Annotated in this window: 12 protein-coding genes and 1 pseudogene; 9 read left to right on the top strand and 4 right to left on the bottom strand. The window is 64.4% G+C overall.

Features of this window, described 5'->3' with window-relative positions:
• Positions 1–130, top strand: a pseudogene (locus tag L995_RS33440) (alpha/beta hydrolase); the annotation flags it as partial.
• Positions 127–615 carry a MarR family winged helix-turn-helix transcriptional regulator gene (locus tag L995_RS24755; protein WP_012206289.1) on the top strand — a complete coding sequence of 163 codons (489 nt, stop codon included), beginning with the start codon at positions 127–129 and terminating at the stop codon, positions 613–615. The pseudogene L995_RS33440 and the gene L995_RS24755, both read left to right, overlap by 4 nt.
• A 22-nt stretch (positions 616–637) precedes the next feature.
• Here the strand turns inward: L995_RS24755 and L995_RS24750 are convergent, their stop codons facing one another.
• The 3 genes from L995_RS24750 to L995_RS32350 all read right to left on the bottom strand — a co-directional run bounded on the left by L995_RS24750 (position 638) and on the right by L995_RS32350 (position 4650).
• Entirely contained in the window at positions 638–2263 is a 1626-nt protein-coding gene (locus L995_RS24750; protein ID WP_026062543.1) for a sensor domain-containing diguanylate cyclase, read from the bottom strand.
• A 249-nt stretch (positions 2264–2512) separates the two neighbouring features.
• Positions 2513–3409: an oxidoreductase gene (locus L995_RS24745; RefSeq protein ID WP_047474031.1), complete on the bottom strand. Its 897-nt coding sequence runs from the start codon at positions 3407–3409 to the stop codon at positions 2513–2515.
• 161 nt (positions 3410–3570) lie between these two features.
• Complete coding sequence (locus L995_RS32350; RefSeq protein WP_016450652.1) at positions 3571–4650, bottom strand: SDR family oxidoreductase; 1080 nt, start codon at positions 4648–4650, stop codon at positions 3571–3573.
• Between the two features lie 72 nt (positions 4651–4722).
• Between L995_RS32350 and L995_RS24730 the strand changes: the two genes are divergently transcribed.
• The 4 genes from L995_RS24730 (at position 4723) to L995_RS24715 (ending at position 7689) form a co-directional block, all read left to right on the top strand.
• The gene (locus L995_RS24730; RefSeq protein ID WP_043790259.1) at positions 4723–5112 is read left to right on the top strand and encodes a MerR family transcriptional regulator; all 390 of its coding nucleotides are present in this window, start codon (positions 4723–4725) and stop codon (positions 5110–5112) included.
• A 202-nt stretch (positions 5113–5314) separates the two neighbouring features.
• Positions 5315–5998, top strand: a complete 684-nt coding sequence (locus L995_RS24725; RefSeq protein WP_016453227.1) for an energy-coupling factor ABC transporter permease — start codon at positions 5315–5317, stop codon at positions 5996–5998.
• A gap of 154 nt (positions 5999–6152) precedes the next feature.
• Complete coding sequence (locus L995_RS34500; protein WP_047474029.1) at positions 6153–6389, top strand: hypothetical protein; 237 nt, start codon at positions 6153–6155, stop codon at positions 6387–6389.
• 133 nt (positions 6390–6522) lie between these two features.
• The gene (locus L995_RS24715; protein ID WP_047474028.1) at positions 6523–7689 is read left to right on the top strand and encodes a GGDEF domain-containing protein; all 1167 of its coding nucleotides are present in this window, start codon (positions 6523–6525) and stop codon (positions 7687–7689) included.
• Between the two features lie 96 nt (positions 7690–7785).
• On the opposite strand, the gene L995_RS24710 is transcribed toward L995_RS24715, so the two are convergent.
• Positions 7786–8502 (bottom strand): aspartate/glutamate racemase family protein, encoded by a 717-nt coding sequence (locus tag L995_RS24710; RefSeq protein WP_034367640.1) that lies wholly within the window; start codon positions 8500–8502, stop codon positions 7786–7788.
• A gap of 73 nt (positions 8503–8575) precedes the next feature.
• Here L995_RS24710 and L995_RS24705 point away from each other — a divergent pair, with 73 nt between their 5' ends.
• The 3 genes from L995_RS24705 to L995_RS24695 all read left to right on the top strand — a co-directional run.
• Positions 8576–9391 (top strand): helix-turn-helix domain-containing protein, encoded by an 816-nt coding sequence (locus L995_RS24705; protein WP_046238685.1) that lies wholly within the window; start codon positions 8576–8578, stop codon positions 9389–9391.
• A gap of 368 nt (positions 9392–9759) precedes the next feature.
• Positions 9760–10992: a sensor domain-containing phosphodiesterase gene (locus L995_RS24700; protein WP_034367634.1), complete on the top strand. Its 1233-nt coding sequence runs from the start codon at positions 9760–9762 to the stop codon at positions 10990–10992.
• Positions 10993–11315: 323 nt separating this feature from the next.
• Positions 11316–11918, top strand: a 603-nt coding sequence (locus tag L995_RS24695) for an acyl-CoA dehydrogenase family protein (protein ID WP_197065188.1), incomplete at its 3' end; no start/stop codon positions are given.

Below are 11918 nucleotides of genomic sequence, written 5' to 3'. Positions count from 1 at the left end.
CCGCGTGGCCATGCCCGGCACCAACCATTTCGACATCGTGCTCACCCTGAACGACCCGGCCAGCCCGCTGACGCGCGCCATCCTCGCGCAGATGGGCTTGAGCGCCCCCACACCGCAGAACCAGCCATGACCCACGCTCCCGACCTGGAGTCGCGCGCCGCGCCCGACGACCACCATGCGCTGCGCCTGTGGCTGCGCATGCTCACCTGCTGCAACCTCATCGAAGGCGAGATCCGCAACCGCCTGCGCAGCGAATTCGACACCACCCTGCCCCGCTTCGACCTCATGGCGCAACTGCAGCGCGCGCCCGAGGGCATGAAGATGGGCGAGCTGTCGCGCCACATGATGGTGACCAACGGCAACATCACCGGCATCACCGACCAGCTGGAGAAAGAGGGCCTGGTGGTGCGCACCAAGGTGGAGTCCGACCGGCGCAGCTCCGTGCTGCACCTCACCCCGCTGGGCCGCAAGACCTTTGCGCGCATGGCCAAGGCGCATGAGTCCTGGGTCATGGGCATGTTCGGCGACATGCCGCAGGCCAGCCGCAACGACCTGTACCAGGCGCTGGGCGACCTCAAGCAGCAGGTGGTGGCCCACCGCTCGCCGACGGACTGAGCGCGCGCAGACCCACCCCCGTTCAGCCCTGCACGCAGTTGCGCCCTGCGGCCTTGGCGCGGTACAGCGCACGGTCGGCCGCTTCCACCAGCGCCACGGCGGCACCTTGGGTGGAGCCGTGGGTAGTGCCTTGTGTAGCGCTTTGTGTAGCGCCTTGAGTCGCGCCAGCCTCACCGCACTGCGCTGTCGCCACGCCGATGCTGGCCGTCACATGGCCGAAGCGGCTGCTGCGGTGCTCCAGGCCCAGGCCCTCGATGCGCGCACGCAGCCGCTCGGCCACCTGCAGCCCGCCGGCCTGGTCCGTATTGGGAAGCACCACGGCCAGCTCCTCCCCGCCGTAGCGCGCCGCCATGTCGCCGGGCCGCTGCACGGCCTGGGCCAGGGCGCGACACACTGTCTGCAGGCAGGCATCGCCCGCCACATGGCCGTAGGCGTCGTTGTAGCCCTTGAAATGGTCCAGATCGATCAGCAGCAGCGACAGCGGCGTGCCCTCGCGCACGGCGCGCCGTGCCTCGCGCTCCAGCACCTCGTCGAAGCGGCGCCGGTTGGCCAGGCCCGTGAGCTGGTCCTGGGCGGCCAGCACCTCCAGCCGGCGGTTGGCCTGCAGCAATTCCTCGCGCGCGCTGACCAGGGAGCATTCGGCACGCGAGCGCAGCCGCATCGCCGCCGTCAGCCGCCAGCCGATCAGCGCAATCGCCAGAAACAGCCCCAGCACCACGGCCAGCGTCAGCTGCGCCTGGCGCTGCCAGGAACTGAGCGCCTCGTCGCGGCCCAGGGCCACCGTGGTCACCAGCGGATAGCGCTCGCTGCGCAGGAAGGCATAGATTCTTTCCGTGCCATCCAGGCCCGAGCGGAACGACGCCGTGCCCGACATCGCCCCCGCATAGTGGCGCAGGAAATTGGGCGACTGCGAGAAGTCCCGCCCCAGGTCCTGCTCACGGAAGGGGTGGCGCACCAGCAGTTGCCCGCCCGGCGTGCTCAGTGAAATGGCGCCCTGCTCGCCGATGTCGATCTTGCCGAACAGCCGCAGGAAATTTTCCACACCCAGCGTCACCACGACCACGCCGGCAAACTGGCCCTCGCTGTCGGTATAGCGCCGGCTGATGGTGATCACCCATTCGCTTGTGGAGCGGCTGCGGATCGGCGGCCCGATGTAGATGCCTGACGACGGGTCGTCGCGGTGGTGCGTGAAGAAGTCGCGGTCCGCGCTTTGCGTTCCTGGGGGAAACGTCCCCTTGGACGACATCAGCCAGCGCCCCTGCGCGTCCACGACCAGCAGCTCGTTGAGCTGGTTCAGCAGCTGCTCCTGGCGGTTGACCAGATGCAGCACGCGCTCCAGGTGCGCGGCACCGGCGCCATCCAGCTCCAGCCTTTCGGCAATGCCCAGCAGCAGCATGGAGCTTTGGGTGATCACGCCTTCGGAATAGGTATTCAGCGTCTGCGCCAGATTGCGGTTGACGGTATCCACCTCGGCCAGCGTGCGCTGGCGCGCAGCCACCAACTGCCACACCGTGGCCGCCGATACCGACACGAACACCACGGCCAGCAGCCAGCCCACCAGGCGGGTATCGCGTTTGACGGGCCGACCGCTGCGGCTGCGGCAGGCCCTTGTCCACCAATCCCTCTTCGTCACATGCACCTGCGCCATCTCGGCAGTCTCGCCGCCGTCCGATCTTGGGGTTTTCTGCGTCCGGGTTCAACGCCAGTGCAGCTTCCTTCCGCAAGCGATTCCCGTCCTCGACCCAGGTCGAGCCGGAAAAACCCGCGAACCCGGTATTGTCCCCGGCTTCGGAAAAATCGGCCGGCAGGGTTGGGATTGGGGGGGCTGCCGGCAGTTTCAGGCTGAATGCGGATGGCAGGCCTGTGATCACAGGCCTTATCGTCAATGCATGGGTGATCAGCCGGGGCCGTCGCTCGCGGCAGCAAGAAGCGGCACCAAGACATCACCGATCGGGGTCGGAACCCCGCGCGCCCGGCCGCGGCGCGCGATAACGCCGTTGCGGATATCCCATTCGAGCGGACGGCCTGCTTCGCGATCCGCCAGTATGGACGTGCCCAGGTCGGCAGGGGATGCCTGGAACTTGTCGAGGATCGCCTGCGGGACCTCATCGCCCAGTTCAGCACCTTCGGCGCGTGCCACGGCCAGGCACTCCTGCAGGTAGTCCAGTGTGAGCTTGGAGATGTCGTGCCGGCCGTACATGCCCGAGCGGCGATGCGTGAGCGCCATGAGCCCGGCCGCCGCGTTCTGCAGCAGCTTTTGCCAGGCCAGAGATCTGAAATTCGAAACCAGGTCTACCAGGCACCGGGAGCCTTGCAGTGCCTGCGCAACCACGAGGGAGGCCGCTTCGTCAGGCAGGCTGATCCGAGCATCGCTGCGCAGGAGCACCGATCCATCGGATTGCGCCTGCGCAGGGAACCACACGACTGCAGGAACGACTCGCCCCTGAGGGCACAGCGCAGTGACACTCTCCAACTGCTCGACCCCGTTTTGCAAGACACACACGACGGTTTGCGGGCCGCTCAACGCCGCAAGCCATTGCGCAGTGGCAGCGGTCTGAGTCGCTTTGACCGCGAGAAAAACGAGGTCCACCGGGCGTGCAATCTGTGCTGGCTCCGTTCTCACCGGCCCGGGAACAACGATGCGAACACCGCTACCTTGCAGCACCAGGCTGTCACGCGGCGTACGGCCGCAAAGCATGGGCGTACGGCCGACTTCGTGCAACGCAGCAGCGACGGTGGTCCCGATCGCACCGGGCCCCAGGACAGCGATTCTTGTATGGACTTGTTGATTCACTGAAGCGGATTCCTCGAAACGGGCGCTCGGCGCCGGCCTCGACACCTGAAAAGGACAATTATGGAGTGCCACGGGCGCAGTGGAGGGCTGCTCTTGGCTGTGCCTGCATAGGTGCAATGCATCTTGATAGTTTCTCAGTATTCATCCCGGCAAAATACACGTCAGTGGACTCTTTCATTGGGCATGCAATATGAGTTGACGAACATTGCAGTATTCCGTAACGATTGACGAATATCCGGCTTTGATATTCCGTGCCTTTTGGCGAATTGCTCGACCGCCGCTGTGTCAAAACGCGTAGTCTGGATGAAGTCCAGGGCTTCGGCATCCGTATTCAAAAACCGTGCGACCGGAGGAATGCTCAAAAGCCATTTCAGCAATCGGAGCGAAATATGATGCTTTGGGGACTTTATTCCAAGAGGTTGTGCCACCTCTGCCAGGAGTTCTCGCAAGTTGGGACTTTGGTCGTCAAGCGCCAGAAGCTCCTGACCTGCCATGGAAGGATCAAAAGCGCAAGCCGAAACCAGCTCGACCAGATAATCCACAGTGACCAATGGCAACCAGTGCTCCGCGCTACCGGGCACTGCAGCCAGTTTTCCCTGCGCCAGATTGCGTATCAGATCCACCAGTGGCTGGCTGCAAGGTATATGTCCCGTGCGGCTATGACCACAGACCGTTGCGGGGTGCACGACGGTCATTTTCCCTCCCTTGGCAGCCATGAACTCCAGGGTCGCGAAATGCGCCTCCAGCTTGCTCCCCTCGTAAGCGCCGACACGCCGATAGACGGCAGGCCAATGAGTCCTTTCCGGATGGCCGGGATCAATTCCGATGCGCTGCAGATGTTCATTGTTCTTCAGCATATAGCCGCCGATCATCACCAGCCGGCTATCTTGCTGCGCTGCCAACAACGCCACGCGCTTTGCACCTTCCACATTCACTGCACGCGAATGCTCCATTGAAAGGCCCCACGCGAAGTGGGCGCCCAGGTGGAACACAACTTCGGCCTGCCGCAAAGCCTCTCGATCGGAAAGACTCAAGCCGAGGCTCTCCTGCTCCAGATCGCCAGCCACGGCAAAGACACGGTTTGCGACACCTCCCAGATTGTCGACCTGCTCCCGCAGTTGCGCCAGGCGCTCCGGGCGACGCATCAGCACCCGAATCGTGTGACCTTTTGCGCTCAGGCATGACACCAGATGCTGGCCGATGAAGCCGGTCCCTCCCGTAACAAAGCACTCCACGCTCATTTTTCTGCTCCTTGGCACGATGAAAAATCGAGTGTAGACTGTCGACCCAACTCTATAGTCAAGCGTTTTTTCATGAATATCGGCGAACTCGAGGTCCGCAGCGGCGCCAGCCGCCATACCCTGCGCTACTACGAGAAGATCGGCCTTATCGCACCATTGCGGCGAAACAACAATTACCGTGTTTACACACCGCAAACCCTGCAGGATCTTGGATTTATCCAGCGCGCACAAAGCATGGGATTTTCTCTTGCGGAAATAGGCGAAATTCTGGACGCTCAGAGAAACAAGTCAATCGATTGTGCCGAGGGTGCCAAGTTGATTGAAAAGAAAATGCTGGAAATCAGAAAGAAAATCACTGAGCTCAAAAGCATTTATCGGTATTTGGACGAGGAGCGTGCAAATCTCGAGGCCAGTGCTGCCCAGCAACTTGAGCTTCAGCGACTCAACAACGCCTTGAAGTGAGCTGTCGGCATCCAGACAACAGCGGCAATCGCTGCATGGCTGCTCCCGGCATCACCCGAGTACATCCGCGCAGCCTGGACAGAAAACGCATCTGCCGCGCCAAGGCATGGCGCAGCCATTCATCCACGGCTATGCTCAATACCTTTGCCGTTGCGCAGTCGGTGCCCGCCCTGCAACGGACCTTGACTGTTCAGGACCTCCCATGCACATCGAACCCGGCGTCGTCAGCCCCGAAAAAATCGCCCTCAGTTATGTCACCGCCGCAGCGGCCTTCGGCCTGACCGCCGCCCTGGCACGGCAAAGCCTGCGCGACAACGGCGGCTGGCTCGCGCTGCTGGCCCGCAGTGTCATCACCACCGCGCTGGTGTTCAGCTTCTTCGAGGTGTTTCCGCACGAGCCGGTCGGCGTGTCCGAGGTCCATCTGATCCTGGGCTCGACCTTGCTGCTGATGTTCGGCGCGGGAGCTGCGGCCATCGGCCTGGCGTTCGGCCTGCTGGTGCAGGGCCTGTTCTTTGCCCCCTTCGACCTGCCGCAGTACGGCATGAACGTCACCACCTTGCTGGTGCCGCTGTATGCGGTGAACCAACTGGCGCGCCGGCTGATTCCCGCCGGCACGGCCTATGTGGACATCAGCTACAGGCAGGCCCTGGCCCTGTCCACCACCTACCAGGGCGGCATTGTCCTGTGGGTCGCGTTCTGGGCCATCTACGGCCACGGTGCCAGCCTGGCAACCTTGACCGAGGTGGCAAGCTTCGGTGCTGCCTACATGTGCGTCGTGCTGGTGGAACCCCTGGTGGACCTGGCGGTGCTGTGGCTGGCCAAGCGCCTGGCGACCTTCACCCAAGGGCCGCTTTTCAATACCCGCCTGCACGCCGTTGCGGTCTGACAGGGCCGGCTCCCCCGGTCACGGTTGACGCCCCATAGGGCATCTTGCCCCGGTGCTCCCGCCTTGCCGCCCCCGGGCCACCATGGCAAAGCGGGGAGCGGCAGGTGCATGGACGGCCCCGCGCGCAGCCGTGGCCGCTTCCTCTTGGTCCAGCATGACCAGGTCCCTCTTCATCAGCCTGCCGGCAAGCGAGCTCGGCAAATCCACCGCCTTCCACAAGGCCCCGGGCTTCCAACAGAGCCCGCAGCCCAGCAGTGAGGACGGCTTCGCCATGGTCTGGAGCGGCGGGATGCCTGCGCAGTACAAGGACCCGGCGTTCGCCTCCGCGACGTGGCCTTGGGAACGCGGCCGACGCCGGAATCGCTGCAGCCGGGTGATCGGGCAAGCCTGAAAACCTGCTTCCTGCGACAATCCGCCCCGCTCGCTTTGCTCCACTGCATCGCGACGGCACGGACCGTCGCCGCATTGCTCCTTGTCTGGCGGCTCTCACAAGGAGCGCGCCTGCGCCGATACCTCCATCGCCCATGGCTCTCGACCCCTTCACCCTGCTCGTTCTCACCACGGCCATGGCGGCCGCTTCGGCGCTGTATCTGGCTGCGGAATGGAGCAGCGTGCGCGAACGCTCGCTGCTGCTGTGGAGCGCGGGGTTCGCCATCATCGTCGTGGGCTGCGTGCTGGCCCTGCTGCGTTCCAGCGGCCATGTGCTGCTGGGCATCTGGTTTCCCAACGGCCTGCTGATCGCCGCCCACTGGCTGTTCCTGGCCGGGGTCGCCGGATTCATGCGCGTGCGGCTGTCGCACTTCTGGTGGCTGCTGGCCGTCGTCTGGCTGGCCATGCTGTTTCTGCCAGACGGGCCCTGGTGGTCCAAGGCGATGCTGGGCATCCAGTCGCTGCTGATCGCCATCACCACCTTGCGCGCCGGCCTGCTGCTGCGCCCGCATGGCGGTGCGCTGGGCATGGGCGCGGCGCAGTTGAGTTTCGTGCTGCTGGCGCACGGCCTGTTCTACCTCGCCAAGGCCGGATCGACCGTGGCGCTGGACGCCTTCGTCAACCTGGGCAGTTTCCGCGGCACGGTGATCCTGATCTCGCTGGTGGAGGGCGTGATGGCGATCATGCTGCTGGCCATGTCCATGACCGGGACGGAGCGCCATCGCCGCGAGGAGCGCATCGCGCAGATTGCCGCCCGCGATCCGCTGACCTCCCTGGACAACCGCCGCGCGCTCTATCTGCGTGCACCGGCGCTGCTGGCACAAGCCTCGCCGGCCCGCCCCGGCGCCCTGCTGCTGATCGACATCGACCACTTCAAGCAGGTCAACGACCTGCACGGCCACGATGCCGGCGACCGCCTGCTGATGACGCTGAGCGACCTCATCCGCAGCGTGCTGCCTCGCGGCGCACTGGCCGCGCGGCTGGGCGGGGATGAGTTCGTGATCCTGCTGCACAACGTCTGCGGCACGGCCGCACAGGCGCTGGGCCAGGACTTGCGCGAGGCGTTCGTGCAGCAGGCGCGCGCGATGTTCGCGACGCCGCAGCCCGTGTCCCTGAGCATCGGTGCGGCCTTGTTCGACCAGCCCGGAACAGAGCTGTCCCACTGGCTCAAGCAGGCCGACGAGGCCCTCTATGCATCGAAGCGCAAGGGACGGGACCGGATGGAACTCGCCCCGCTTGCGCCAGGGCGGCCCCACGGATGATCTGCTTGCCGCAGGTGGGCCGCTTGCGTGCGCTTGCAGGTCACATCTGCCACTGATAGGGGTCCGGGCCGGTTCAGTCCGGGTCGTTTTGGCGCCTCAAGGCGTCAATGCAAAGTCCACCGCAGCCTCGGCATGCAAGGCCGTGGTGTCCAGCACGGGCACGGGGCAATGCGCCTGCTGCACCAGCAGGCTGATTTCCGTGCAGCCCAGCACCATGGCCTGGGCGCCCTGCCCGGCCAGCTGCGCCATGATGCGCTGATAGGTGCGCCGCGACTCTTCCCGTATCCGGCCTGCGCACAGTTCCTCGTAGATGATGCGGTGCACTTCGGCGCGGTCCGCCTCCTGCGGCACCATCACCTCCAGCCCCTGCTGCTGCAGGCGCTCGCGCATGAAGGGCTGCTCCATGGTGAAGCGGGTGCCCAGCAGCCCCAGCCTGCGGTAGCCTGCCGCCCGGGCCGCATCGGCCACCGGGTCGGCAATGTGCAGAAAAGGGATGCGCACCGCTGCCGCAATGCGGTCTGCCAGCTTGTGCATGGTGTTGGTGCACAGCAGCACCCCATCCGCCCCGCCATCCTGCAGCCGCCGCGCGGCATCTTCCAGCAAGGCGGCTGCGTCATCCCAGCGGCCTTCATGCTGGGCCAGCTCGATGGGGCCAAAATCCACGCTGTACATGAGCAGTTTTGCAGAGCGCAGCGGACCCAGCCGGTCGCGCACGCCCTGGTTGATGAGCCGGTAGTACTCGGCGCTGGACTCCCAGCTCATGCCCCCGATGAGACCGATGATGCGGTGAATTTCCGTGTGGTTTGCGTTCATGCCTTCAGTGTGGGCAGCGCCCGGTTTCCCGTCTATCAAGAAATTTCAGTTCAAGACACAAGGCGCCAGGGTGATGAAAGTTCAGGAACTACCGGGATTCGAGGTGCAGCTGCTGGGCCGCGCGGCCTACAGCAGCCATGACCCGACCCGCCTTCATTCGCTGGGCATTGCGCTGGAGCGCCAGCAAGGCGTGCATGCCATTGGCAGCGACCGCCGCGTGGACTTCGACACATGGCCCGGCACGGTGGCACGCACGCCACCGGGGGTGGATGTGTTTTCCGAATCGGCCACGGGCGGCGAGTACCTGGTGGTTCGCTGTACCCCTGCGCAATGGGAGCAATGGCTGGACGACGCAGTGCCTGACACCGAAGCCCGGCGCGTTGTGCACCCTGGCCAGCGCGCCGCCTTGCAGATTGCGCACCAGCTGCGGCAACTGCTGCTTTGCCCCGAGACGGACACCCTGGCAATAGAGCAGGCAGCCCTGCACTTCATGGCCCGGCAATGCGTCGTTGCGAGGGATGTGCCCCATGTGCCCATCCCGCGCATCGATGCATTGCGCCCGGTGTATCGGCCGGTTCTGGAGCGCATGGCGGCCGAGTTTGCACAGCCGTTGAGCATTGCCCAGCTGGCCCGGATGACCCGTCGCACCCCGCTGCGTTTTCTGCGTGAGTTTTCCCAGCTGCTTGGCATGACTCCGCATGCCTATCTTGTGGAGACCCGCATACAGGCGGCCCGCTCCATGATGCGGGCGGATGCCGATTCGCTGGCCTGTATCGCCCACGATTGCGGCTTCAGCCATCAATCGCACATGGGAGCCGCGTTTCGCAAACATCTGGGGCTGACGCCCAGCCAGTACCTGGCCCGCATTCGCCATACGGCCAGGCAGTGACCGATGGAGCACCTGGACCCGTCACGCCCGGGGCATGCGGCATGACCGGTGTTCCAGGCGGTGCAATGAACTTGCAAGTTCCCGCGTTGGCTTTTCATTCCCATTGTCAATCCGAACAGACGGACTCGACCTGCGCACTTCAACCGCGCATACTTAGGGCCATTGCTCTCCCCCTGTTCTGATTTGCGATGGCGCGGCAGCCCAACCTTGCCGTGTTCCTGCCAATGGAGCGGACTACCGATAATTCATTTCCGTTATCAACGGCATATCGTGCCGCTCGGCCATGTCGGGCAGAACTGAGGACCGCCAATCCGCCAGCAGCGTGCCCATTCAATGTGCGTACACATCTGATAGAGCAGATCAATGAAATGACCCCTCGAAAATCCACATTCGCACCTTTGAGCAGAATTTTTGCTTTCGCCATTGAACTGGATGGAGTGGACCGTGTGCTGTCCGTGGTCCGGCGGCATCTGGGCATGGATGTGGCCTTTGTGGCCCGATTCCGCGAAGCGGATCGGGTGCTGGAGCATGTGGACGAGAGCACTGGCGGAGTGATTTTCCGGCAGCAGAAGATTCCATTGAACGAGGGCTATTGCCAGAAGGTGGTCAATGGCGAATTGCCGCAGTTGATTCCAGACACGTCCCGTTTACCCGCTGCACAGGGAATACCGGAGACGCACACCATTCCCATCGGCTCGCACCTGAGCGTACCGATCCGCCTGGATGACAACCGTCTGTACGGCACCTTGTGCTGCTTCAGCCACCAGCCCAATCCCGCGCTGGGTGAGCACGATATGTCGCTGTTGCGGGCATTCTCCGATTTATTGGGACTGCATTTCAGTGCAACTTCTGCGGTCCAGCATGCAAGGGACAAAGCGGCCAACGAAATCCGCCTTGCCATGCAGGGCAATGCGCTGCGCCCTGTATTTCAGCCCGTATACACCATCGCGACAGGCAAGCTGCACGGTTTTGAGTGCTTGTCGCGCTTTGACCTGGAGCCATTTCGCCCGCCAGACCAATGGTTCAAGGCAGCGCACGAAGTCGGCCTGGGGCTGGAGCTGGAGCGCCATGCAATCGACACGGCGCTTGGCGCGCTCGGTCGCCTGCCAACCGATTGGCTGCTCGCAGTCAACTGCTCGCCGCAGCTGATCCAGTCGGGGCAGCTGCCCCGGCTTCTGGGTTCGGACCAGGATCTGTCGCGCGTGACGCTGGAAATCACGGAGCATGCCGCCGTGGATGACTACAGGGCTTTGGCCGATGCACTGGCTCCGCTGCGGCGCCGGGGCGCGACCTTGGCGGTCGACGATGCCGGTGCCGGCTACTCCAGCATGCGGCACATCCTGCATCTTCAACCGGACATGATCAAGCTGGACATGAGCATCACGCACGACGTCGATACCGACCGCAGCCGCCGTGCGCTCGCCAAGGGGCTCACGAGTTTCGCGCACGAAATAGGAAGCGTGGTGGTCGCCGAAGGTGTGGAGACTGCCGAGGAATTCAATGCGCTGGCAAGCCTTGGCGTGGATCTGGCCCAGGGCTACTTCTTTGCCAAGCCGATGGGGTCAGCACAGGCGCTGGCCATGGGGCTTGCCAGGGCCTAGGGCCCAGGCGTTCAAGCTTTCGAGCCTGCGTGAATGCGTGCCTGCCTGCATGCGTGAATGTGCTGTGGCGACGCAGCGTTCTCCCGCCACATTGACCGGGATCAAGCGCACACCAGCCATGGTGCCCGAGCAAGGCGCCCGTTGCGCGAAGCCGTAGTGCACCCGGCGCATAATCGCCTGCATTCTTTCCCCAGCCCATCCGCCATTGCAGGTCTGCATGCGGCAGGCGCGTCCAGCGGCCATCGCGGCGCCCCAGCATTTCCCCAGACTTCCAGCAACAGCCTCCCGGCAGGCGGTCATGGGCATGCCTACGGTGAACCCAGATGGAAGTTTTGAAGCAACTCGAACCCCTCATGCGCGACATCATCGCGCCCCAGGCCGCGCAGATCGACGAGCAGGCACGCTACCCGCGCGCCGCGCTGGATGCACTGGCGGCAGCCGGCCTGCTGGGCCTGATCAGCGCCAGCGAGGTGGGCGGCCTGGGCAAGGGCCTGGCCGAAGCGGTGCAGGTCGTCGAGCGCATTGCCCAGGACTGCCCCTGCACGGCCATGGTGCTGACCATGCACTACTGCGGCGTGGCGCTGATCGAACCCTTTGCCGACGACCCTGTGCGCCGCGAGATCGCGGCCGGCCGCCACCTCACCACGCTGGCCGTGTCCGAAGCCGGCTCGCGCAGCCATATCTGGGCGCCGACGGGCACGGCGACCGCCGCTGAAGATGTCATCCACCTGAACGCGCTCAAGAGCATGATCACGTCGGCCGGCGAGGCCGATTCCTATGTCTGGATCTCGCGCGCCACGCAGGGCGAGGGCAATACGCTGTGGCTGGTGGACAGCCGGCTGCCGGGCCTGTCCATTCCCGGACGCTTCAACGGCATGGGGCTGCGCGGCAATGCGTCCTCGCCCATCGAGGCACGCAACACGCGG

This window comes from Delftia sp. ZNC0008 (assembly GCF_000799035.1).
GTDB classification, from domain to species: domain Bacteria; phylum Pseudomonadota; class Gammaproteobacteria; order Burkholderiales; family Burkholderiaceae_C; genus Comamonas; species Comamonas tsuruhatensis.
The sequence above is the reverse complement of the archived record's forward strand: the minus strand, read 5'-3'. Positions and strand labels throughout refer to the sequence as shown.